Raw genomic sequence first — 25,868 nt, 5'->3', positions numbered from 1 at the left:
ATTACCAATTCCCTCCGCAACGCGAGTGCCCATTACCAATTCCCTCCGCAACGCGAGTGCCCATTACCAATTACCAAGGAGGTAAAATGGCAAACCTGATTAACGATTTTCCCGAAATCCTCACAAATTGTCGGTTTTATATCGAATTAAAACTAGAGGGCAGCCAAGAACCAGTTGATGCTTATTTTCTGGATTGCAAAGGGTTTAAACGCACTCAAGATGCGATCGAAGTTTGCGAGGTTACGCCCCAGCGTTGGGGTGCGGCGAAAATGGGTCAGGTTGTTCGCACAAAGGTTCCTGGGAATGTTAAAACTAACAATATAACCCTGCGTCGCGGCATGACTAAATCTACAACTTTGTGGAAGTGGTTTGAAGCAGTTCAAGAGGGAAATTGGGCTAAACAACGTCGAGATGGTTCTTTAACTATTTACGACCAAGCAGGCAAAGCACAGGCAATATTTCAGTTTCTAGGAGCTTGGCCTGTGAGTTATATTGCTGCCGATTTAAGTTCTGCTGGTGGGGATTTGGAAATTGAAGAAATGGAAATTGCTGTAGAAATGTTTGCTCGGCAACAATAAGCCGTAATGTCTCAAGATGTTTCAAACCGAGTTTGAATTTACTTTGCCCAAGGGTTTTTTAGATGCAGAGGGAAATTTACACCGCAAAGGTGTGATGCGTTTGGCAAAAGCGATCGATGAAATTTTGCCATTGCGCGACCCCCGCGTTAAGTCTAATCCTGCCTATTCTACGGTGATTATTTTATCGAGGGTGATAACTAGATTGGGTGCATTAGAAGAAGTGACTCCGGCGGTAATTGAGGATCTTTTTGCTTGCGACTTAAATTATTTGTACCAATTTTACCGTCGCATTAATGAATTGGAAGAGGATGTAGAGTCAAAAGAGCCTACACAACCCTCTAATTAACAATTAGAAATTACCCGTTAGATATTGTACGATCGATTGCTCGCAATAAAACAGTTTGTAGTGCGGAAGGGAGTCCGCCTCTGAGAAAGGACTGAAGTCCTCACTACAAACCTTACCGATTGCGGTCGATCGAGCGGACACCATATCAGTTACCAGTTATCAATATCAATTATTAATTCGCTCGCTTGGGCTTAAGTTATTATAAGTTCTGCGTATTACTTATATACAATCAGAGAGGAATGCAGTGAGAGTCGCCGATTTATTAAATTCAGTTGGAAGTAATTTTAGGGAAGTAGCAAACTTTATTCGCTATCCATTCCAAAACCTGTCTCGGATAGCGATGCGCCGCGCTCAAGAAGAATATGAAAAAGCTGAAATTCCTATTGGTAAAGAGACTGAAAGGCGGGAAAATTCTGTCAGTAACTCTAACGGACATCTCCAAGGAAGAAACTCAAATGCAGGCAGTATGCCTATCCCGCAAGAGAGCCGATCGGAATCTCATGCTAGAACATCCCAAGTGAAAGTAGCAAATAGTAGTTTAAGCGAAATAGCGAATGCAGTAACGGAGGCAGCGGTAAAGCGGTTAGCCGGGAAAAGAGATCGCAGTGCAGAAACTATACCTATTTTGCCAAACGGAGAAATTATCGGAGGGCGTCGCGGCAGATATCGAGTTGAAGGATTTTTAGAAGATGGAGGAAGGGTGCGGCTGTATCGAGGAGTTATGGTTGTGAATAACAAGCCAATTCTAATAAAAGAATATCTGTTACCCGACGGAGATTTTAATCAAAAAGAAGCAGAAGAGCGAAAACAAAAGTTTGAAAAGCTAGCGAGTTTGAACCTCAAGAATGGAGGAGGGCAAGATTTTCGCTTGATTTGTTTTTGGGATGCGATCGCGCCTAGCAATGAAAAACGCTGCTACCTAATTTTCGAGCCACCGATTGAGAATAGCTTAACTTTAAGAGAATATCTGCGGGAAAAGGGTGCTATGAATTCCCAGCAGGTGCGCGAAGTTTTGTCTCAAATGCTGCAAACACTTTGGTTTCTCCACAATTACAGGCTACGAACTTTTGATGACGAATTCGAGCAAGGTTTGCCCCACGGCAATCTCAGTCTTGATAGCCTTTTAATTCAGATTAAAAGTCAGCCCTCTGCCTTCGATCAACCGCAATTTTTTATCTACGCAGCCGATTTAGCCCTCTGGGAAGATTTGTTTAAACCACCCACTGCTAAAATTAGCGATCGCTCGCCCAAACAAGATTTAATCGATCTGGGATATGTAAGTTTTTACTTGTTGTCGGGAAAAACAATAGACCCGGATACCGCTCAACCGCTTAACCCCAAAGTCGAACAAGATTGGCCGCCGGAATTTAAAGATGTTAGACTAAAGAAATTCATCCGCCGTCTGTTAGGAATTGACCAACCATTTAAAGATGCCTTTGAAGCAAAGCAAGCACTTTTAGCGCCGATACCGATCGAAGTTGAAGCGCCAGTCCATGAGGTAACAGAACCTGATGAAGACACCGAAAGTAGGCGTAAATCTTCGGTTGTTGCGCTGCTATTAACAATTATTCTCTTAAGTTTACTGGCGAGCTTGTTGTGGCAAATCATTGCCAGATTTATTCAAGTTTCGCCTCAAATTAAAATGCCTGTTTTTAATTCTTCCGAACCCTGCTGTCTTTTTAAAATCGAGGGAGTTCCAACTGGAGAGTTTGCGTACATCACTGAGGATGAGGGAATTTGGAGTTATATCCTCAATACAGTTAGTTTGGTTTCTTATAATAAAACGCTCGCTGAAGAGTTAAAAATTCGCGAACCGAGATTAAAAAATTATACGCTCAATATTTCAGACGCCAACCTAATAAAAGCGATGAGATTGAGGAGAGCAAACTTTGCGCTGACTACTTATATCGAAGACTTACCCGATGACATAGAGCAGGTTGAAGTTGCTTATGATGGATTGGTAGTATTTGTAGCTTTCAGCGATAACAAAAGACACCAAAGCATTCCGAATGCCTTAAACGGCAAAATTACGATCGACCAATTACGAGAAATTTACAAAACAGAAAGACTGACCGATTGGTCACCTCCCGAAGGGATCGATCGCAACATCAAACTTTATATGCCATTTGATAATCTTCAGGCTGTTCAAATTTTTGAAGATTTAGTGTTTCAAGGAGATCCACCTCAAGAGTTTACAAATGTGCCTAAAAAAATGATTGGAGATGCGCGATCGCAAATCAATGACAAACCAATAGATGAAAGTTATATTTTAGGAGAAATACTCAAAGATTTCGAGCAGGACCAAAGGGTGGGAGTTGGTTTTGGTTTGCTCAGTCGCGTGTTTAACCAATGCGCGGTTTATCCCTTGGCTGTAGGAGAAAAAGGTCAAGAAGTTCAGCCGTTAGTTCAACAGATTGACAACCAAGTAAAACCGATCGAACCGACGACCGATTTATGCAATGATAAAGGGAGTTATTGGCCTGATGTTGAAGCATTCAAGTCTGGTAGGTATCCGTTCATCTACCGTTTGGTAGTAGTTTATCCTAAAGATGAAGCGCGATCGATGGTAGGGAAAAAATTTGCCGAACTGCTAAAAACAGATGAGGGACAACGTTTGCTGAGCGAAGCAGGACTGGTGCCACTGCGAACTTTACCTAAGAGGAATTAAAGGATGAATGCAAGGAAACAAGATGAAATGGCTGTGTTAATTGATAAAGTTATTTTAGATCCAATATTGCTGCGAAAATTGAGCGATCGAGTTTATGAACTGATGCTGGAAGAGTTGAAAAATACGCGCGATCGCGCTGGAAACTACAGGAGGACAATCTGATGTCTAAAAACGGTCAAGTCACGCACGAACTGAACTACGTAACTGCAAATCGCTTTTACGTGGAAATGGAAAGTAGTATTACGGCTTCGTTTAGCGAGTGTTCGGGATTGGGAGTCAAAATCAAAAAAGAAACTTATTTTGAAGGTGGTGTCAACGACCAACAGCGCATTATTTTAGGTCAAGCTGAGTTTTCAGATGTAACTCTAAAACGCGGTATTACCGATGATTTTGTTTTTTGGGATTGGGCAACTAATATCTTAAGCGGCGGCAAAAAAGAACGGCGGAATGTGAATATTTTGCTCTTCAACCAAGCAGGGGAAACCATGCAATGCTGGACGTTAGTAGCAGCGGTTCCAATCGCTTGGAAAGCGCCATCACTCCAAGCCAATGCTAACACGGTGGCGATCGAAGAATTGACCCTAGCTTATGAAGGATTGAAAATAGTAAAATCAGAAGGAGGAGGTGCGATAAAACTCCGCCCCGGACGCCATCCATCGGGTTATTTTTTATAGCAAACGGGTGTAATAATTCACTATTAGGCAATTATTATGACTTTAAAGCCTCTAGGTTTGAAAGATTCTTTAACTCGACCCAATTCTCTGGGACATAACTTTAAACCCCTGCGATCGCTATCACCTTTATATCAGTCTTTCACTCCACTAGGACAAAGCCTGCAACCATTGGCTAATCCTGTGATTCAGCCATTACAGGAGGTAAATGAAGATTGGGAAATTGGCGACTGGCAATTAGATGCGGGGATGCAAGTAGGGGAAGATGGGGGAAATTTTGGTGGAGAAATTCCTCAGCTTTCCGATGGCCAATTACCTATTAGAACTCGAACCAATTTTAACTCAAACGCAGGCGATACAACTACCCCACAAGAGTCGGTCGGGGAATCTATTACAAATTATCGATCGGAAAATGAGCCTTTACCTCCAAATCCCGCAGCATTGAATAATGCTAGCACTGCGACTAATAATATCGCTCAACTTAAACCGTTAGGATTTTCTAAGCCTTTAGTTGAAGAATCTGCTTTTGATATTTCTAGTTTATCAGACTTGCCTCAATTTACACAAAGGCAAAGTACATCTAGTTATGAAAATCAAGTTGCTAATTCTGGAGAAACATCGAATTTTTCTAATTCGATGCCAGCGGATACAGTGGATATATCCAACAACGTATCGCCAACAATTTCGGCAACACCTGTCAATAATATCTCTGATTCCGCATCTTTAGATTTACCTCATATCGGCAGATTTAACGCTATTTCTCTAGGTTTCAACAATCAGTTAAACTCTCAATTTATAAATGAACCTTTACCACAACAGCAAACAAGGGTTTCGGCAAAGCTAAATTTAGATCCCGAAAAATCGCCGGCTTCATCTACTACTAATAAGGGAGAGGTAGATGCGATCGAACCAAGTTCTCCCAATTTAATCCCAGCTAAATCTGAGCCTGAATTATCTCAAAAATTTGGATTTTTACAGCCACAATTAATTGGAGAAAAAACCGAAGGTTTAACTGCTAAAACTGATGGAGACGAGGGGGCGATCGAACCAACATCACCCACTTTAATCCCAGCTAAAGTTGAGCCAGTATTATCTCAAAAAACAGGAACGCTACCGCCAGAATTTATCGCAGAAGAAACCGAAGGTTTAACTGCTAAAACTGATGGAGAAGAGGGGGCGATCGAACCAACATCACCCACTTTAATCCCAGCTAAAGTTGAGCCAGTATCATCTCAAGAAACTGTATCCTTACAGTCAGAATCAAGCGGAGAAACAACAGAAACTCTAATTGATAAAACTGCTAATACTGAGGGAGAATTAGATGCGAGCGCACCTACTTCGCCCAACTTAATCCCATCTCAAACCTCTCCAGTATTATCTCAAGAAACAGGCACAATACAGCCTGAATTAATCGGAGAAAAAACAGAAATTTTAACTCCCCAAACAGAGGGAGAATTGGAGGCCATCGCACCTACTTCGCCCAACTTAATTCCATCTCAAACTTCTCCAGACTTATCTCAAGGAACTGGATTGCTACAGTCAAAATCAATCGGAGAAGAAACAGAGAGTTTAACTACCCAAACAGAGGGAGAATTGGAGGCCATCGCACCTACTTCGCCCAACTTAGTCCAATCTAAGCTTTCTCCAGTATCATCTCAAGAAACTGTATCCTTACAGCCAGAATCAATCGGAGAAAAAACAGAAACTCTAACTGATAAAACTGCTAATCATGAGGGAGAATTAGATGCCATCGCACCTACTTCGCCCAACTTAATTCCATCTCAAACTTCTCCAATATCCTCACAAGAAACTGGATTGTTACAGTCAAAATCACTCGGAGAAAAAACAGAAAATTTAACTCCTCAAACACAGGGAAAAATGGAGGCGATCGAACCAACTTCGCCCAACTTAGTCCAATCTAAGCTTTCTTCAGTATCATCTCAAGAAACTGTATCCTTACAGCCAGAATCAATCGGAAAAAAAACAGAAAGTTTAACTCCTCAAACAGAGGGAGAAGAGGAGGCGATCGCACCTACTTTTCCCAACTTAATTCAAGCTAAAACCTCTCCCGACTTATCGAAAGAAACAGGAACTATACAGCCTGAATTAATCGGAGAACAAACAGAAAGTTTAACTCAAAAAACCAAGGGAAAATTGGAGACCATCGCACCTACTTCGCCCTACTTAATCCAAACTAAAACCTCTCCCGACTTATCGAAAGAAACAGGAACTATACAGCCTGAATTAATCGGAGAAAAAACAGAAAGTTTAACTCCCCAAACAGAGATAGAAGGGGAGGATATTGCACCTACTTCGCCCTACTTAATCCAATCTAAAAACTCTTCCGAATTATCTCAGGAAACGGGAACTATACAGCCAAAATTAATCGCAGAAAAAACAGAGAGTTTAACTCCCCAAACAGAGGGAGAATTGGAAGATATCGCACCTACTTCGCCCAACTTAGTCCAATCTAAGCTTTCTCCAGTATCATCTCAAGAAACTGTATCCTTACAGCCAGAATCAATCGGAGAAAAAACAGAAACTCTAACTGATAAAACTGCTAATCATGAGGGAGAATTAGATGCCATCGCACCTACTTCGCCCAACTTAATTCCATCTCAAACTTCTCCAATATCCTCACAAGAAACTGGATTGTTACAGTCAAAATCACTCGGAGAAAAAACAGAAAATTTAACTCCTCAAACACAGGGAAAAATGGAGGCGATCGAACCAACTTCGCCCAACTTAATCCCATCTCAAACTTCTCCAATATTATCACAAGAAACTGGATTGCTACAGTCAAAATCAATTGGAGAAGAAACAGAAAGTTTAACTCCCCAAACAGAGGGAGAAGAGGAGGGCATGGCACTTACTTCGCCCAATTTAATCCCATCTCAAACTTCTTCTTCAATATTATTACAAGAAACCGAACAGACCCAGTCAGAATCAATTAGAGAAAACACAGAAAGTTTAACTGCTAAAATTGCTAAAACTGAGGGAGAAGAGAAAGCGATCGCACCTACTTCGCACCACTTAATTCAAACCAAAGCCGAGCCAGTATTCTCTCAAGAAACTCGCTCGCTACAGCCAAAATCGATCGGAGAAAACACAGAAAAATTTACGGCTCAAACTGATGGAAAAATGGATGCAAAGCAATCAACTTTACCCAACTTAATTCAAGCCAAAAACGAGCCAATACCATCTCAAGCAACTCGATCGCTACAGCCCGAATTAATCGGAGAAAATACAGAAAATCGAACGGCTAAAACTGATATAGAAGTGGATGCGATCACCCCCGCTTCACCCAACTTAATCCCAGCCAAAACAGCACAAGAATTTTCTCAAGAATCTGTATCGCTACAGCCAGAAGCGCTTGGAGAAAAAACAGAAGATTTAACGGATAAAAATGAGGGAGAAGTGGATGCGATCGCCCCCATTTTACCCCATTTAATTCAATCTCAACCTTTTCCAGAATCATCTCAAGAAATTACCTTGCAACAGCTAGAAACTTTGAGAGCAAATAGAGAAGAGGTTATTACATATCCAGATGTTCAATTGGAAATATCTTCCGGAACAATAACTTCTTCACCGACAAATCTTGTTCAAGCGCGATCGGAAAGTCCGAGTTTAAACCTTCTCAAACCTTTGGGCAATTCAAAATTTATTGCTCAAACCACTGACTTATTGCTCTCTAATTTTGTAACTGATGCGGCAGACAAACAAGCTACTATTTCCCCGGAAACATCCCTCTCATGTAGTAGTTCCCCGCCCAATATTTCAAAATTACCAGAGGAAGATTTAGCCAATATTTCTCGCAAAGTTAACACAGAAAAACCCAAAAAGTCAGCAAAAGTTGAAAAGATACCAAATTCGTGGTCAAGTATATCTGACTTACTGGGTGAAAGTCCTAACAATGCAACAGCTAATCTAGACGATCTCAAGCCATTGGGTTTTTCGCAACAGCTAAACAACACCAACAAATCGATACTGCCAAAATTAGACAACAAATACATCAATAACAACGAACAACAAAACAATATTGGATTCGATACGCCGACATCATGGTCAAGCATATCCGAATTGTTGGGTGAAAGTTTCACCACAACAGCAGACAGCATCCCGACAAAAAACGAAGTTTCACCTGCATCCTTAACTGAACCGGAATCTTCACCTTCTTATACTCTGGCTTCTCCCAATTTCTCTGACAATTCCACACTAACTAGCGAAGCAACTTCCCAACAAATAACAGCAGGTACTCCAGCCAAAGACACATCAATAGAGGACGAACAATTAGAAGAATTGGCTCAAAAAGTTTACACCTTAATGCGACAATGGCTAGAAGTAGAACAAGAGCGTCAAGGAAACCAATTATTAGGTTATCCCATTTGGTTGAGCAACATTACCTCAATCTACGGAACTTCTGCTAAAGTAAGATCGACACCAAAGCGATCGACTCCCGGACAGCAAACAGCAGGCGCTCCTGCTGAAGTTTCCCCAGTTGACGATAAATTACAAAAACTCACCGGGGAAATCTATTACCTACTCCGACAGCGATTAGAAATCGATCGAGAACGTCGGGGAGGCTACTACACCAATCGTTTATATTAGTAATAATCCACCTACGATCGATGCTAAATTATGGCACAATTTACAAGTTCGCCCACCGCACCAATATCAGATAAATCGGGAAATTTGGTTAAAGCCATTTTAATATCCGATGATGGCGTACCGCCGATCGAGTTTATGTTTAATCCCACCGAATTAGTTTTCGAGGGAGTTGTAGAAACCTCCGAAAGTCCGGGGGCGCGCACGCAAGATAAAGGACAGCCTAAAGTGAGCTTTTCTCACGTAAAAGCTTACAAAATTACCATCAACAAAATTTTGTTTGACACTTACGAAGATGGAGGAGATGTCGTTAAAAAATACATCGAAAATTTCCGAAAAGCCGTTGAATTCGTCAAAGGCAAAGAACGCCCGCCAATTTATCAATTTATGTGGGGCAAACAAGTTTATTTGCGGCGTTGCTTCATTGAAAAAGTGAACTACAAACTTACCATGTTTCTTCCAGATGGAACACCAGTGCGTGCTGTCATCGATAGTTTAACTTTAAAAGAAGCTGACGAACCCAAAGAAAACGGGCCTTTAGGCGCTAAACCTCCGGCTAAAGTAGACCGTCAAACAGATAGCTTGAGTAACCGCAGATCCCCAAATAAAACGAATTATCGAACTCCCAGGACTTAGCAGGTGCGACAACTTTTTACAAGCTAAATCTACCCAAATTCAACCACCTAAAACTTATGACAGGAGTCCATTACCGCGCCCTACCAACACTAGAAATAGATGGCAACCAAGCTCCTCCCAACTTAATGGAAGATATTCTGCAAGTCATCGTCGAAGAAAGCCTGCATCTGCCAGGAATGTTTACCCTAGTAATTCAAAATGATTACTTTCCCGGTCGCAACCAAGACCAACGCTGGCGCTATCAAGACTTATTACAAATAGGTAAACCCGTAAAAATTGGCTTTACATCCAGCACGACAGAATCTAGAGATTACAATAAAGACAACCAAAACTACGTCATAGAAGGCGAAATCACCGGAATTGAAACCTTCTTCAGCGAAAAATCTCAAGCCCCCGTACTCGTTCGCGGTTACGATGTCGGCCACCGCTTGCATCGAGGACGTTACAACCGTTCTTTTCAGAATATGACCGACAGCGACATCGTGAAAAAAATAATTCAAGAAGTTGGTATAGAAGCTGGTACGATCGATCCTAGTGGCGTAGCCCATGACTATGCTTTTCAAGAAAATCAAACAAACATGGAATTTCTGCGGGAGCGAGCCGAAAGAATTGGATTTGAACTATTCCTGCAAGATGGGAAACTCAACTTTCGCAAACCCAAAGCAGACAGTAAAAAATTAACGCTAAAATGGTTGACAGACCTCCGCAGCTTCCGCGTGCGAGTCACCAGTGCAGAGCAAGTAAAAGAAGTCGAAGTAAGAGCCTGGGATTACAAAGAAAAAAGAGCAATTGTCTCCACGAAACAGCAAGAAAAAGTTATTACTAAAACAGAAAACGGCAAAGGTAGCGATACCAGCAATAAATTTAACGGCAAGCCACCAAAACCAAAAATGATTTTAAACTGGACTTGCTTTAGCCCCAAAGAAGCCGATACCAAAGCCCAAGCTTTGTGCGATGAATTGGGAGGGCAATTTATCTATGCCGACGCCAAAGCCGAGGGAAATACTGAAATTCGTCCGGGGCGCGCTGTCAAATTAGAAGAAATGGGACAGCACAGCGGCGAATATTACGTTACCGAAACTCGCCACAGCTATCACGAGCGAGTATACGTAACAGAATTCAGCGTGCGGGGATTGCGGGGAGGCGACATTTTAACCGCCCTTGCTCCCCAGAAACAATTGGAACCCGGACAGACATTATTAGTAGGAATTGTTACCGACAACCAAGACCCGGAAGGCTGGGGCAGAGTTAAAGTTAAGTTTCCTACACTAACAGAAGAACACGCGAGTAATTGGGCTAGAATAGTAGCAACGGGTGCGGGCGATCGGCGAGGATTTGACTGTTTGCCAGAAATTAATGACGAAGTATTGGTAGCCTTTGAACAGGGCGACATTCACCGTCCTTATATAATTGGTGCAGTTTGGAACGGCAAAGACGCGCCGCCAAATCCGGTAGCAGATGACGTAGCTGATGGCAAAGTGCGGCTGCGGACATTTAAAAGCCGCGTCGGGCATAAAATTCAGTTTGTGGAGGAGGATAAAGGTAGCAGTAAGAAAGGCGCTTATATTGAGACAGCAGGGGGTCACAAATTACGCATCAATGACAGTCAAAATTTTGTAGAAATTGAAACCAATGGAGGGCATAAATTGCGTTTGGATGACAGCACTGGCAGTATCACTTTGAGTTCCACTGGCAATATCGATATCAATGCCAATGGCATCATTACTATCCAAGGCAGCCTGATTAAACTGAACTAAAAGTTAAGGAATTAGTATATGGGAAGAGCAGCAGCTAGAATTATCGACCCAGTAGCCCATCCCCTCCCACCTGTATTAACCGGAGGGCCTGGTAGCTCTAATGTATGGATAGGCAATTTACCAGCTTGGAGAGGACTGCCGACAGCAGCAGTACCAGACTTAATAGCAGCGGTAAAAGATTCTGGCTTAGCCATCAAAAAAGCCGAACTTGCTACTGAGCTGGCTAAGGGAAAACCTCCTGCCGAAGGTCTAGCCAAAGCCAATGAAATAAAAACTAAGGCAGATGAAGCGATTAAAATGGGCAAAAAAATCGCTAACATCGCCGCTGGTGGCACAGATATTCATACTTGTACTACGCCTTTGCCACTCCCCCCACATGGCCCTGGCGTTGTAATCGATGGTAGTGCTACAGTTTTGATTAACGGGCTCCCAGCTTGTCGCGCAGGCGATACAATTGTAGAAGCAATTGGACCACCGAACAAAATTATAGCGGGCTGTTTTACCGTACAGATTGGCGGTTAATTTTTCAGATAAAACGGTTTGTAGTGCGGACTTAAGTCCGCAGATTTAGAGGACTAAAGTCCTCACTACAAACCTTAATTAGGGAGCGATCGAGATCGATATAATATATTTTGGCAGTGGGGAGGAATGAGGCAATGAGCGAACGAGTACCAGTCCAAAATAAAACCTCAGCGACGCCATCCCCGGCTGCTCGATCGAGTTCGCCCCTACTTCAACAACGCCCTTTTAGTGAGGAGCAATCTGAATCTTTTGGCAGCAATTCAAACATATCGCAGGAATTAGAAGGGATTCAACCAAAAACAATCCGCCGCAGCTTGAATTGGCAAAATATTACTGTAGAAGCGCCTTCTCGCAGCAATGGGATGTCTTTAGCTGGCGGCATTCAACGCCAACCGGAAGAACAAGAGGAAACGCCAGCAATCGAGCATCAAGTTTCAGCAAAAAAAGCAGAAATAAGTACGGGAGAATTAAGTAATTTAACGAGAGCGACTGAGGGGCGATCGGTCCAACCAAAAATCGATCGTGGTAGGTTAGATTGGCGCAATATTTCTGTAGAACCGCCCGATCGTAGTGGTGGTGAAGCTTCCCCCCACCCGATTCAACGCCAACAGGAAGAACCAGAAGAAACGCCAGCAATTCAAGCTCAGTTTGCAGCAGATTCAGCAGAAACAAGTGCAGGGAAATTCAGCAATTCAACGATAGCCAGCGACGGGGAAGCACTACAGCCAAAAATCGATCGAGCTGGTTTCAATTGGCGAAATATTGCTATAGAAGCGCCTCCTAGTTCGGCAACTTCTAGCACTCATCCAGGAGGAATTCAGCGTCAAGAAACCTCTGATGAGAAGGAAGGGGAAGAATCAGCAGAATCTCTCCAAATGCAGTCAGATGGGGCAATTCAGGCTAAATGTAGTGAATGCGAACAACAAGAAAAAGCAGAGCAAACTAACTCTTCAGTTCAAACCAAACTAACAGTTGGCGCACCGGGGGATAAATACGAACAAGAAGCTGACAGCATGGCGGCGAAAGTCATGACCATGCCAGACTCAGCCCTACAGCAGCCAATTCAACGCCAAACAGACGAAGAAACAGAAGCAGTCCAGATGCAACCTCTGGTAAATTCCATCACTCCACTGGTACAGCGCTCGTCGGGGGAGGAAGAAGAAATCCAGATGAAGTCGGGGGCGCAACGAGCGTCTGATGGGAGTTCTCAGGCGAGTTCCAGCATCGAAAGCCGGCTCGCCAGTTCCCAAGGTGGAGGTAGCGCTTTACCCGATGATGTACTCCGTTTCATGGAGCCGCGCTTCGGCGCTGATTTTAGCTCGGTGCGAGTGCATACCGACTCCGCTGCGGTGCAGATGAACAAAGAGTTGGGGGCGCAGGCGTTTGCTCGCGGTAGCGATATTTACTTTGGTGCTGGGAAATCTCCCGGTAAGAATGAGTTGACGGCGCACGAGCTGACGCATACCGTACAGCAGGGTGGCGCTAGTCAGGCTAAGCCCGACCAAAAATCCACTGGCAAAGATAAAGACAACAAGGATAAGCCAACTCAGACAGAAGTTGCTACTGAAAATCCCAAAGTAAAAAATGAAGGTTCCAAGGAAGATAAAAAAACTCCTACGGATGCAGGAACCAAGACAGCAGTTAAAGATACTCGTAAGGCTGTAGCAGAAGTAACAGAGAAAGGTAAAGCATCAAAACAAGCTACCGCCGAAAAAACTCCAACAGCTAAGGACGCTACTGCTAAAGCTAAAACCTCCCCAGACAAAACCGCCACACCCAAAAAGGCTGCTACAGATAAAGGCAATATAGAATCAAATGAAGTAGCAGAAGTTAATGCTCAGCAGGAAAAAGTAGCGGAACAAGAGGAAGCAAAAACGGCTGTAAATGAAACCAATGCCGGCATGAAAGCATCGGTGTCTGGCGCTGAGCAAATGGCTAATACAGGGATAAACTTTGCTTCAGTACCAGCAAAACCGATGTTTGCCACGACAGAGGAAGGTATTAGTGCTCTCCAGCCAGAAGAAGTTTTGGGAACGGCAGGCAATAATCTGGTTCTTTATCAAACAGATAATCCAGAAAAATCCTTAGCTGCTAAGGAGGCTGGGATTGCGGTACATAAAATTCCTGAAGACAAAGCGGCAAATACGCGGGACCAGCAACGCTTACAGGCTGAAGCCGCTATTTCTAAGTTCGTAGCTTCTGGGGGACAGAGAACGGCAAAGATCGCTGCTTTGGGAACAACTATTGAGCCCCGCATACAAACTGCAACTGCCCAAGCTAAAGCCTCTGTGGAAGCTGCGATCGCACAAAATCAAGCTGCTATTACTAATGCGATCGGGCAAGCTCGTACCAAATCTACAAATCAAGCTCAGGCAGCAAAAAGCCAAATAACGGGTCAGCATACTACCGCCGTTGTTGCTATCCAAGCATCAACCACAGCCGCCCGTCAGCGATTGCAAACAGAATACCAAGCGACGCTCGCTCAGCTTACCCAAATTGAAACAGGCATGGCAGCGCGGATCGCCGCACCCTTCAACACAGCCGCCCAAGACTTTCGTGCTGCGGGTGTCAAAGTCGGGCAAGAAGCACTTCAAATTGGGCAAACTTTCCAAAATCAATACGCCAAAGAATCTCCCCCAGAACCCAGTAATGCTGTAACAGAGTTTCTCGAAAGCTTCGATCGAGAAACTTACGTGACAAATTGGCGCAAAGCTAAAATGGACGCAGCCCGCGACTTGGCAGCTAATTACAATAGTGGGTTAATTCAAGATGCTAACGACAAAGCTAACCAGTTAGCCGGGAATCAACCACCTGTTCTGCAAGGAATGCAGGATCTAGTGGCTGCCACCCGTACATCGCTACAAACCAAGCATAATGCTGCCCTGCAAGAGCTTAACCAATCCGAACAGCAAGCCATACAAACAGCCAATACCACTCGCGATAGTCAACTCCAGAGTATAGACCAAAATCTTCATGCTACCCTGGCATCTTTACAGCAAATGCAGGCAACCCAGTTAAGCCAGGTAAAAACAACAGGTCAACAACAAAAACTGGGTATCGATCGCAACGCCAAGCAAGTAACCGCCGTACTTCAGCAAGGAGTTAACCAAGCTGGTCAAAATCTACAAGGAGCATTTCAACAATTTTGTACTCAAACGCAGGGGATTAAAACACCGAATATTCAGGTGATTAACTCAGTGATTGCTGAAGCCCAAACGCAGTTAGATAGCTTGACTGCTGCTACTCAAACTGAACTGGAAAATGGGATCGATAATTCTGCCGGAGGAATTATCCAACAAAGTCAGCAAACACTGGAAAGCCTTAACACTCTCGGTCAACAAGCAGCAGCATCTGCTAACAACGTAGCTGAAGAATTTACTAGCAGCATGGCGCAGGAAATCCAAAGCGCCACTCAAGCTTTCGCTCAGTTAAAAAGCGGTCATACCAACGCAGTTAATGCCAGTGCAGATAAGGCAGTTGGGGAATTGAAGCAGATGACCGCCGATGTCGGGCAAAAACTCGAAGGTGTCATTAATAACCTCAATCAAAAATTAGGAGAAAGTGCTGGACAACTAGAAACTGGGTTGAGAGGTTCTCTAGCTAACTTGCGATCGGAAATTCCCACGAAAGCGGATGAAGCTGCTAAAAAAGTGCAGCCAGCTTGGAAGAGCGTGCTGAAAGTTGTTATTGATATTGTTATTACTGTAGCAGTGACAGTAGCGATCGCTGCCCTCGCTGCATCAGGGGTAGGATTAGTTGCCGCTATTGGTTTAGCAGCTCTCATCGGTGCTGCTGGTGCATTGGTGAAACAGGGAGCCAATGACCTAATTGATGGAGAAATGTCCTCTTGGCAAACCTACGCCAAAGAAGCCGGAATTGGTGCAGCTACGGGAGTTTTGCAACTGGTAGGACTCAGAGGCGCAGATAAGCTGGCTGGTGCTAGTTTCTTGGCAAAATCCAGTACCTTTACTAAGGGTGCTGTGAAACTCGGTGTGGAAACGATGGGTGACACTGCTGTCAATATCACTCAACAATTAGGATCGGGTGAGAAATTCTCCTTAGCAATGGTTGGTAAGAGCTTTGGTAGCTCGTTATTGAGTAATGTTGGCGGTCAAGGTCTTAATAGTGCCTTTGGCGGTCTGGGCAAGAAGTTGGGTGTATCGCAAATCGAGAATAAACTTGTCAAGGCAGGAGGAGAATTTGCTGTAGATACAGTAAAAGATACTGCTATTGATGTAGCGAACAATGTTGTTATTGAGGGTAAAGATTTCTCAGCAGATATGTTGCGCGATAGTACTGCGCGATCTGCCCTATCCAATGTTGTCAAGGGAGGAGCGAATAAAGCTTATGGCGATAAATTGCGTTCTCTAGGTACAAATGATACAACAAATCCCACAAAACCTATCACAGACACACCGGAAACTCGACCAGTAACTATTGACGAACCCACTCATAAACCAGTAGCAGATTCCTCTGATTCCAAACCAGTAACTATTGACGAACCCACTCATAAACCAGTAGCAGAACCCTTTGATTCCCAACCAGTAACTATTGACCAATCAACTCATAAACCAGTAGCAGAACCCTTTGATTCCCAACCAGTAACTATTGACCAATCAACTCATAAACCAACAGAGAAAACAACAGAAGCTCAACCCGTAAATGCTGATGAATATATTAACAAACCCACCAAAAATGAACCTGATGAAGACCAGCATAAAACATCTGATAGCAATAAATCAGAAATTGAAACTCCCAAGGAACGCAGCACCCACCACGACCAGCCAGAAGTCGAGCCTGGAATAGTTGCTAAAGAGAAAGCGGCTGACGGACACGATATTAAAGTCCTCAAAGATGGTCGCGTCGTCCGTTGTTCAGATTGCGGAGAAATTAGGAAGCGATACGCTAACGAACTGGAGCAAAACCCTCATCTCAAACAGCGTCTCGACGAAATTGAAAAAATAAGCGAGCCGCAGGAAAAAGTTAAACAAGCACAACAGCTAGAGCAAGAATTAGCTCAAATAGCCAAGACTACGGAGCAACGCGCTACGCTTAAAGATCCAAATGCTATTGACTTCTTCGATCAAAAGTTTAAGACCATAGTGGGCGATGGAAATAATCCAAAAAAAATAGTTGCTTTTGAGCGCTATCTTGATGCTACTGCGAAAAGAGGAGATGGCGATTTAGAAAAGGGTTTGCTAGAAGATTATCGAAAAGCTAACAAGTCGCCTGAAGTTGTCTCACCTCATGGAGAAATGGTTTCCGAACTCCCAAGGTTACGTCAAGAAGCCGAAAATTTAAAAGGGGAGATGGAAGAGTGGCTAAAAACAAATAATATTAAAGGAGGAGAAAGACTTATTAGAACGATTGACAACGAGTTAAAAGGCCCTATGACAAAGATGGAAACAAAGGGTCTAGAAGCTACTAAGGCTCGTATTGAAGGCTTTGAGAATAATCTTAAAGGTGTTAGAAGTGAGTTTGAACAAGCAAAAACAGCACCACCTGGTACAGAAATTGGTGGTCATGTCAAATTTGAAGGTAAAAAGATAGAAATCGATCAAATACGTCCTGATGGAACATGGATCAATGTTAAAAACTATGAACTCTTTGGGCTAAACAATCCGAAAATTAACGAATTGATTACCCAGGCGGAAATGAACTTGCGTGCGGCTGAAGCCAATCTTGTGAACGATATTCCACCAACAGTAGTTTTTGATTTTCCCAAAGGTGTTACACCTGAAGTTGCACAAAGGCTTAGAGCTATCAAATTGAATGGTCGCCATATACAAGTTACCGGAAAAGAAATACCCTTACCTCAATCAAACTAATCACATATAATTATGTTTTTTAAAACCTTAGTAGCAGCTTTTTTTCTTGAACGTGAAGGTAATGATGGTTCATTAGAACAGTTGGTGACGCTGGCTGGAATGAAAAACCTACAATACTTGAGTGAAGATGAAAAGCTAGGATTAGGTATCCATGACCCAAGCCTAGAAATAATTTATGGACAATGGGGTGCTTTTGGAGATGCTTGGGCAAGGCTTGATAAACTTGAGTATCATAACTGCTTACAGATTTATTTTTCCATGAACCACTTCCTCAATCTGTGTTCTGAAAATACGGATGATGAAAATCTTCCTTTAGAACAAGATCCATTACTGCCCTTGGCAAAGACTTTCGGTAATGCCTGTGAACAATTACAAGCAGAAGTGGCTTTTTTAGATACCCATGCTCACTATGGTGATGAAACTTGGGAAAACAGACAAGGTAATCGGGATTGGGTTATAAATTATTACTCGATGCTGCTAGAATCTAACATCGATGAACTAGCTGATGAGCGATTCGGACTTCTTTATTTGAATGAGTACATGACTCAACTTTGGGACTCAAATCCGGTACGTGAAGATCGTGACATGATATTGCTTAGTAAGGGACGTTTAGCGTTTGCTGGACAAGGATCGACAAGGTGGTTGTAATATCAAATTTCGATTTTTATGGGCATAAGTAATGAGCCTCCAAAGAAAATGTTCTTCCTAAACCTAGAAAATATCTACATTGAGCGAGATGATCAGTGTTGGGGAGGTTATGGAGGAATCAACCAGGTTAGTCTGGGTCGTAACAGCCTCATCATTTATTTAAATCCTGAAATGGCGAATCAGATGAGTGGATACGACACAATTAAAATTACTTTCTCAGCTGACGATTCACAATTTCAGCAATTACAGAACGTATTGCAGCAGGTAATGCAGGGTTATGAAGGTAAATTAAATTTAGATGAAAATATTAAGAGGTTAAAATGAACAGTAAAGGGAAAGGAGTCCTATGGTTTGATTCTGGCCATTCACGTTACTTTCTTATTTCTGACAGTCGTGATATTCTAAGTGGAGACTTTATCATCTCTAACCTTAATAACGAAGAAAATAAAGTCGATCGCACTGCACTCACCCCTTTTGAAATTACAGAATCAGAAGCCCAAACCTACCTGCAAAATGAAATCAACCAAGCAATAGAGGATGCAAAAAATGCCTTATCTAACATGATAGCTTTCTCCATAGAAAAAGAATCACAACCTCCCCAATCATCGACCAAACCCCAAACGACTATCTTAGAGCTAGTTGCTGCCCTTTTAGGCATCACTCCACAAGAACTACAAAATAATCCTACAAGCGTACAAGCTAGGATACAAAATCTGTTAACGGAATTTAAGAAAATAATTAATAGTTCCCTCTCAGAAGATGCAGCCAAAATCGATCTAGCTCGTCAGCAAATGCGTTCTTTACAAACAATTCTAAAAGCACAAGGAGTAGATCTGGGGGAAACATTGGAGAATTTTCCCGAACGATTGCACGATTTATACTTCTCAAAAACACCAACACCTTATTTACAAGAATTAACTGTTAAGTTACGAATTTTTGCCGATAAACTTGATTCAGCAGCCATTAAACAAAACCTTGGAGAAGCAATGATAAATTTTGTAAATAGCTATTACGAAGTGTTTGGAAATGAAGAAGAATTAAAAGAAAAACAGAGACGAGAGCAAGAGTACAAGCACTTGGCGGAAGATGCGATCGCCCAATCTCTAAAGGACTTTAAAATGCCATCTCTTGATTTTCAAGATTTGCTAGGGCCATAACTAAAGGAGAAACTATGTCTGTTATCTATGGGGATGTGGAACCAAAAGATGCGATCGCCCAAATAGAATCATAGCCGATCGCCCGATCGCGCCAAAACCAGCGATCGCTCTTACCCAACCTTGTAGTAAAATACACCACAGGCAAAAACTGAACGCTTATGCCAGAAGATTATTACGATTATCAACCAGAAGACTACATCGGTGCCGGACCCGCATTCCCCTTGCAAGTCAACGTCCAAGGAGGCGTCCAACTCAGTTCAAATACCCAAAACATCGAAGAATCTATAGTCATCATCCTGCGCACGGATTTAGGCGAACGAGTGTACCGACCAAATTTTGGTTCTCGCTTGTCAGAATTAGTGTTTGAACCCATGAACGTTCAAACTCTTCTCCTGATCCGTTTCTACGTAGAAGAAGCATTAGAAATGTGGGAACCTCGCATTATTTTAAAAGAAGTTCGCGCCGACCCAGACCCAGTTCGAGGTAAAGTAGATATTGAAATAATTTACCAACCTAAAAACAGTCCCGATACCCGCAGCTTAGTTTATCCTTTTTACTTGTCTCCCGCAGATAAATAACCTATCAAACAAGTTTTATGGACTTTGATTTTTTACCTGAATTACCGAAATCCAACCTGGACGATCGAAGTTTTGAAGATTTAGTAGAAGAATGTATCCTCCGCATTCCCCGCTACTGTCCCGAATGGACAAATCACAACCCAGGCGATCCCGGAATAACTTTAATTGAATTGTTTGCTTGGTTGACCGACCAAATGTTAATGCGGTTCAATCAAGTTCCCCGACGAAATTATGTCGCGTTTCTAGAATTATTGGGCATTCGTCTGAACCCACCTGAGCCGGCTTGCTGCGAATTAACATTTTATCTAACTCAAGCACAACCAGAACCGATTAGAATTCCCTACGCCACCGAAGTTGCTACGGTGCGAACCGAAACTCAAGAAGCAATAATTTTTAGCACGGACGAAGAATTGACGATCAACAATCCTCGAATCAGACATTTTCTGACAGCATTAACAGCAGAAGATAGACCGGAAAATTTGCAAGATAAGGAAAGCGCGCGCGCCAGAGAGAACTCGAACAGCAACAACTCGAACAGCAACAACCAATGGTGGAACCTAGAAGAAAGCAGGCTGTTCGAGGGACAGCGACCGAATAACTGTTTTTATTTAGTCTTACAAGAAGACATAGAAAATCCAATTATCGGCAATGTTATCGCTCTCACTTTTAGAGGACAAGCTGCTACAAGCACCGGAATTAATCCAGATGACCCTCCCTTAAAATGGGAAGCTTGGAATGGTAACAATTGGCAGTCAACAATTTTGCGAAAACAAGAAGACGATCGAACAAAAGGCTTTAGTTTTAGCAACTTAGGACAGCAAGGCACTAATCCTTTAATTGATGGAGCCGATGTAATATTACATTTACCGCAACAATTGCCTAGCACCGATTTCGGAACGGCATATCGGGGGCACTGGATACGTTGCGTTTACACTTATCCGAAAGAATTACAATCGAGTTATAGCAATTCGCCTACCATTCTCGGCATCAAAGTTCGATCGATCGGCGGTGCGGTAAATGCCAGCGAATGCGTTCGGATTGAAAACGAACTTTTGGGAGTCAGCGATGGCAAAGCGGGACAGTCTTTTCAATTACAAGCCAAGCCGATTTTAAAGCGCAAACAAGGCGAACGCATTGAAGTTAGACCGATTAATCGCCCAGTCGAAATATGGCACGAAGTTACTGATTTTGCTGACTCTGGTCCCGAAGACCTGCACTATACTATTGATGCCCAAACAGGTACAGTTCAATTTGGTCCGTTGATTCGAGAACCAGCACAATTAAAGCAGAGAACCAGAGAGCGATCGCAAATCCAACCTGGGAGTACAATTGTACGTCGAAATTCCACAGAAGCACGAAATTTATCTAATATACAACCAGACTATGCAAGTAGCTCTAACGAAGCATTAGAGCGACAATACGGCAAAGTTCCTCCCCCTGGTTCGGAAATTTATATGACAGCCTACCGCACGGGAGGGGGAAGTCGCGGCAACGTGCAAGCAGAAAAATTAGTCGTAATTAAACGAGCAATTCCTTATGTTAAAAGCGTTGTCAATTATCAAGCCGCAACAGGAGGAATTGACCCAGAATCGTTAGATGATGCTGTAATTCGAGTGCCGCAAATATTGCGAACGAGAGCATCTGCCATCACACCCGAAGACTTTGAAAATGTCGCTAAAGCAGCAAGCAGAGCTGTCGCTCGCGCTCATTGCATCACCGATGCCATGAATTCGACACCCGGTCGAGTTACGCTATTAATCGTGCCGAAAGTTGACACGGAAACGATAGATTTTCGGTTGGGGATGAACCCCGATCGATATTTTACCCTCAACTCTCAATTGGAAACAGAAGTTCTCGAATACATGAAAGATCGCAAGCCTCTGGGAGTGCAGGTAAAATTGCAAGAACCAGAATATGTCGGAACGAGCGTGACGACTGAAGCCGTCATCGAACCGAAATACAACAACCCGCGCGCTATCGAGCATATCCGCACTCAATTGCTGATAGCTTTATACCGCTTTCTCAATCCCCTAACTGGTGGAAGTGAAGGGAAAGGTTGGGATTTAGGTCGCCCCGTATCTCGTTCGGATATCTTTGCTTTAGCTCAAAAAATTCCAGGGATTCGCTATTTAGGAATGGTAGAATTATTTGAGTTGCGAAAATATCCTTCGGGATGGTTTCGCGAAGATTTTCCCCTAGATATGGTCAATCCTGGTTCTTTAGGTTTAATCTGTTCTTGGGCTGATGAAGAAAATAGTCGGTTGCGATTGGGTCACAGTATTGAGTTTTTTGAGTGAGGTAAAATAAGTAATACTAAATCTCGGTTAAAAACTCCTCGCTCTAATCTTTAATCCAAAATCTACAATCTCCAATCCACAATCTAAAATCCCAAATCTAAAATCTACAATTTCCAATCCCAAATCCAAAATCTCCAATCCCAAATCCAAAATCTACAATCTCCAATCCCAAATCTAAAATCTAAAATCTAAAATCTAAAATCGCAAGATGTCTCAATCTAATTACCGTCCAACTTTAGCAATTAAATTCGCATCAATGCAACCTCCAGAAGCATCAGATTCGTCGGCTTTAGCAGGTTTTGCCGGGAATAATGCAGAAGTTGCGATCGCCAACAACCTCCTCTTGTATCCTGGGGAACCGGGGGAAATGCTGGTACAATTAGAAAACTTGGGCGATCGTTCGCTGCGATGGCGATTGGAAATTAAAATTGAAGGTAAAGAGAATTTACATTTGGATTGGTGTAGTTGGCGACAGGAAGCAGCCGAAGAAATAGCTCCCAAACAAAAAGTGGAGCGCACCCTCTGTTTCACAATTCCAGAGGATTATTTTGAAAATCAGTTTGCTTTAAACGGGAGGAGCGAGCGCTTAAAAATTAATTACGAAACCCAAGTTTCTGTCTGCGCTGTCTACCCTGAAGCCCAAACCGAACGGCAAGTTGCCTATCGAGTGTTTCACCTCTGCGTGCGTCCCTCAAGTTCCTACCTAAATTTTGTCCCAGCAATTTACCGCGAAGTAGATTTTATGGGACGATTTTTAACTATTTTTGAGCAGGCATTTGACCCGGCCGTGCAAACAATCGACGTTTTATGGGCTTATTTAGACCCTTTGACAGCACCGGAAGCGTTACTTCCTTTTCTCGCAAATTGGGTGGCTTGGCCGATCGATCGCCGTTGGGATATTAAACAACAGCGCCGTCTAATTCGCAACGCGGTAGAACTTTATCACTGGCATGGAACGCGCCGGGGATTGCGTTTTTACCTGCATCTTTATACAGAGTTACCATTAGATGAAGATTTACCAGAAGCAGAAAAACACATCAGTATAGAAGAAGTTTTTGCTCGCGGTTTTGTCATGGGACAAACGCTAATCGGTAGAGATTCGATGTTGGGGGGCGGGCGTCCGTTTCATTTTATTGTACGCTTGCGTCCAGAACCGGATAAGCAGATTGATGAAGGATTAGTTAGAAATATTATTGAGCGGGAAAAACCGGCTTTTTGTACTTACGAGCTAGCGATCGACAGAGGGGTAAGGCCGCGATCGGGATAGATAGGGTCTAGAGTAAGGTCTGGCAAAAGTATTATAACTATTCAATTAGAGAAAAGTTATCAGCATATGTAACCACACCTAATAGTTTATTGGTGGATTTTATATACAGCAGATTGCAGGTTAATAAGGAAAGTCGATCGCCCGCTTGGAGATTGTCCCATCATCAAACCATACCATTAGAGCGTTCGGCTACCTTTTATAAACTTGCCTCTTCTCTTCTGCAAGCTTACAGGTTGATTAGGTGCAGCTTCCTATTAATTACTTATGTGGCCTTCTAATTTCTTATGTCACCCTATCAGAGTTCCTGCACGGCACATATTCTTTCCAGGCAGCTAAGACTGGATGCAAGCTGAGATTGTGCGGGTTCTTTAGGAGGCACTGAAGGACGTGCGGGAGTAAAGGCGATCGCTTCCACGTCCTTCCACGATAATTCCATCCACTTAGGGGTAATGAAGTTTTCTAGCCAAAGTTTTTTATGTTTTCCAGCATGACTTTATAACTCTCCACAGCAAATCTTACCCTAAGCCAAAGTTTAACTATTTAAACACGCTATAGCTATAAACACCCGAACTGCCATCGCCCTTCCACAACTTGCCGACTTCTGAACCGCCGCATTAAGAAATCCCCGCCTACGGATGCAGTAATGCAGTAAGTATGCCAGACTCTCAGACGTGGACATAATCGCATTTATTATGAAAATAGAAGGCACGGCCTAGCATTGCTCAAGAAAATCTGCGATGAGCTCTCCACCCTCACAATCAAAACCCTAAGTGCTGCACAGCCCGCCGCTTCGTTTCTTCGCCCCGCCGATCGTACTTAGCTGTCGTCACGGGAGAAGCGTGACCTGCCAACTTCTGCACCGTCACGATATCGACTCCAGCATCGAGGAGGTCTGAGCAAAATGTACGCCGAAAATCGTGGGGCGAGAAAGAATCCACTCCAGCGAGGAACGCCCGTCGCTGCAAAATCTTCAAAACACCATCGTCCGTCATCCGTCGAAATTGAATTTCTCCTCCCTTACGGATGGGAAAAAGCAACGGGCCCGGCTCCTCTCCTCTCAAATTGAGCCACTTTTCTACCAACGCCATCGCTGCCTCTGGGAGATAAACCATCCTGTTTTTCTTCCCCTTCCCGAATCGAATTTCCAATGCTCCCGTAGAGCGGTTGAAATCGTCTAAATTAAGGCTGACTGCTTCAGCGCGGCGAATGCCTCCCCCCCGCAAGATAGCAATCAAGGCTGCATCTCGAACATCAACCGTACTCTCGCCAGAGCAGCTTTGCACCAGCGCTGCAATTTCATCCGGGGATAGCGCCCGCCCCCTTGGTTTTCCCGATTGCTTGACGCTCCTCACGTCCACCGCCTTGCTGTAATCCAGGGGGTCGATTAAATCTAACCGCAAAGCTTCCTTAAGCACCCGCCGAAGGGCGCACAGCATTTGATTCACCGACGCCGGGGCGTACTGTTTCTCCAGAGCCGAGCGCAGCGCTGCCGTGTGCTTGTAGCGCAATGCTGCCCAATTCAAAGTCATCCGATCGCACTCCGAGCCCGCCAGCAACTTCGCCATGATGTCAAGTCCTGCCGCCATCGTTGCCTTCGAGCGATCGCTCCCCAAACTATCGAGGTACACCGCTGCTGGATGCAATGCCAGCGGCACCGGTGCGTGCAACTTCAACGTTTCCGGCTGTTGCTCTTCAATTCTGTTGAGCATTTACTCTTCATAACTAACCTTATAAATACTAATTTAGACTAATTTAGACTTGCCTTTATCCAAAATTAACCTCTCAAAAGAGTCGCCCTCAGCAGCACCTGGAGGTTGGTTCTCCCCGCCTGGCAGAGGCTTGGAGAAACCGAACCAAACCCAACACCAACCATGCCCCCAATCTCGAAGAGTGCGGTCGCTACACTTTCTATGCACACAACCCGAGCCCCCATTGCATCGGCCTGCCTAACTAATTATTTCTCGTGTCCCAATATCAAGGTCGTGTTGCGGGGTTTGTACGAAAGGAAGCCCAAAGTGCGAGCGTGATTTTGAGTTGGATGCGAAAGGCGATCGAGATGGAAGATGAGGTGAGTCAAAATCGAGATGTCAACGGATTAGATAGATGCGTCGGAAGGGGGCGTAGACATCGCTCTCAAGTACAGCCATTGACTCTTACACATTTTAGAGAAGCGCTTTGAGCTCTTACTACTTGTTGAACTAGCGACACATAACCTCTTGGGCGATCGCGTTTTTAAGGAATGAAAAATAAATAACTTAATGAATTACTCAGGTTGGGGTACGGCTCGATAATTCCATTTGGGCAAATATT

19 protein-coding genes are annotated in these 25,868 nt (G+C 43.6%); 17 read left to right on the top strand and 2 right to left on the bottom strand.

Going from position 1 to position 25,868, the window contains the following annotated elements; translation table 11 throughout:
* The first annotated feature begins 86 nt into the window (after positions 1-86).
* The 16 genes from QUB06_RS28465 (at position 87) to QUB06_RS28390 (ending at position 23,558) form a co-directional block, all read left to right on the top strand.
* A complete protein-coding gene (locus tag QUB06_RS28465; protein ID WP_333438131.1) occupies positions 87-578 on the top strand; it encodes a phage tail protein in 492 nt (163 codons plus the stop codon).
* Between the two features lie 16 nt (positions 579-594).
* Positions 595-924, top strand: a complete 330-nt coding sequence (locus tag QUB06_RS28460) for a hypothetical protein (protein ID WP_333438130.1) — start codon at positions 595-597, stop codon at positions 922-924.
* A gap of 244 nt (positions 925-1,168) precedes the next feature.
* The gene (locus QUB06_RS28455; RefSeq protein WP_333438129.1) at positions 1,169-3,592 is read left to right on the top strand and encodes a substrate-binding domain-containing protein; all 2,424 of its coding nucleotides are present in this window, start codon (positions 1,169-1,171) and stop codon (positions 3,590-3,592) included.
* 3 nt (positions 3,593-3,595) lie between these two features.
* A complete protein-coding gene (locus QUB06_RS28450; RefSeq protein WP_333438128.1) occupies positions 3,596-3,754 on the top strand; it encodes a hypothetical protein in 159 nt (52 codons plus the stop codon).
* Positions 3,754-4,266 carry a phage tail protein gene (locus tag QUB06_RS28445; protein ID WP_333438127.1) on the top strand — a complete coding sequence of 171 codons (513 nt, stop codon included), beginning with the start codon at positions 3,754-3,756 and terminating at the stop codon, positions 4,264-4,266. Before QUB06_RS28450 ends, QUB06_RS28445 begins: the two co-directional genes overlap by 1 nt.
* 36 nt (positions 4,267-4,302) lie before the next feature.
* Complete coding sequence (locus tag QUB06_RS28440) at positions 4,303-8,871, top strand: hypothetical protein (RefSeq protein ID WP_333438126.1); 4,569 nt, start codon at positions 4,303-4,305, stop codon at positions 8,869-8,871.
* 30 nt (positions 8,872-8,901) lie between these two features.
* Positions 8,902-9,504 carry a CIS tube protein gene (locus QUB06_RS28435; RefSeq protein WP_333438125.1) on the top strand — a complete coding sequence of 201 codons (603 nt, stop codon included), beginning with the start codon at positions 8,902-8,904 and terminating at the stop codon, positions 9,502-9,504.
* 56 nt (positions 9,505-9,560) lie between these two features.
* A complete protein-coding gene (locus QUB06_RS28430; protein ID WP_333438124.1) occupies positions 9,561-11,261 on the top strand; it encodes a VgrG-related protein in 1,701 nt (566 codons plus the stop codon).
* 18 nt (positions 11,262-11,279) lie between these two features.
* Positions 11,280-11,783: a PAAR domain-containing protein gene (locus QUB06_RS28425; RefSeq protein WP_333438123.1), complete on the top strand. Its 504-nt coding sequence runs from the start codon at positions 11,280-11,282 to the stop codon at positions 11,781-11,783.
* A 134-nt stretch (positions 11,784-11,917) separates the two neighbouring features.
* On the top strand, positions 11,918-17,611 hold the full coding sequence (locus QUB06_RS28420; protein ID WP_333438122.1) for an eCIS core domain-containing protein: 5,694 nt from the start codon (positions 11,918-11,920) through the stop codon (positions 17,609-17,611).
* 12 nt (positions 17,612-17,623) lie between these two features.
* A complete protein-coding gene (locus tag QUB06_RS28415) occupies positions 17,624-18,259 on the top strand; it encodes a hypothetical protein (RefSeq protein ID WP_333438121.1) in 636 nt (211 codons plus the stop codon).
* A gap of 18 nt (positions 18,260-18,277) precedes the next feature.
* Positions 18,278-18,583: a hypothetical protein gene (locus QUB06_RS28410; protein WP_333438120.1), complete on the top strand. Its 306-nt coding sequence runs from the start codon at positions 18,278-18,280 to the stop codon at positions 18,581-18,583.
* On the top strand, positions 18,580-19,416 hold the full coding sequence (locus QUB06_RS28405) for a hypothetical protein (RefSeq protein ID WP_333438119.1): 837 nt from the start codon (positions 18,580-18,582) through the stop codon (positions 19,414-19,416). Before QUB06_RS28410 ends, QUB06_RS28405 begins: the two co-directional genes overlap by 4 nt.
* Before the next feature lie 158 nt (positions 19,417-19,574).
* Entirely contained in the window at positions 19,575-19,994 is a 420-nt protein-coding gene (locus QUB06_RS28400) for a GPW/gp25 family protein (protein ID WP_333438118.1), read from the top strand.
* A 17-nt stretch (positions 19,995-20,011) separates the two neighbouring features.
* Positions 20,012-22,291, top strand: a complete 2,280-nt coding sequence (locus QUB06_RS28395; RefSeq protein WP_333438117.1) for a putative baseplate assembly protein — start codon at positions 20,012-20,014, stop codon at positions 22,289-22,291.
* A gap of 208 nt (positions 22,292-22,499) precedes the next feature.
* On the top strand, positions 22,500-23,558 hold the full coding sequence (locus QUB06_RS28390) for a phage tail protein (protein ID WP_333438116.1): 1,059 nt from the start codon (positions 22,500-22,502) through the stop codon (positions 23,556-23,558).
* Between the two features lie 295 nt (positions 23,559-23,853).
* On the opposite strand, the gene QUB06_RS28385 is transcribed toward QUB06_RS28390, so the two are convergent.
* Positions 23,854-23,994 (bottom strand): hypothetical protein, encoded by a 141-nt coding sequence (locus QUB06_RS28385; protein ID WP_333438115.1) that lies wholly within the window; start codon positions 23,992-23,994, stop codon positions 23,854-23,856.
* 322 nt (positions 23,995-24,316) lie between these two features.
* The gene (locus QUB06_RS28380; RefSeq protein ID WP_333438114.1) at positions 24,317-25,267 is read right to left on the bottom strand and encodes a tyrosine-type recombinase/integrase; all 951 of its coding nucleotides are present in this window, start codon (positions 25,265-25,267) and stop codon (positions 24,317-24,319) included.
* Between the two features lie 254 nt (positions 25,268-25,521).
* On the opposite strand from QUB06_RS28380, the gene QUB06_RS28375 reads away from it, so the two are divergent.
* Positions 25,522-25,737 (top strand): hypothetical protein, encoded by a 216-nt coding sequence (locus QUB06_RS28375; RefSeq protein ID WP_333311200.1) that lies wholly within the window; start codon positions 25,522-25,524, stop codon positions 25,735-25,737.
* Positions 25,738-25,868 lie beyond the last annotated feature (131 nt).

Source organism: Microcoleus sp. D2_18a_D3 (genome assembly GCF_036702455.1).
GTDB lineage: Bacteria > Cyanobacteriota > Cyanobacteriia > Cyanobacteriales > Microcoleaceae > Microcoleus.
The sequence above is the reverse complement of the archived record's forward strand: the minus strand, read 5'-3'. Positions and strand labels throughout refer to the sequence as shown.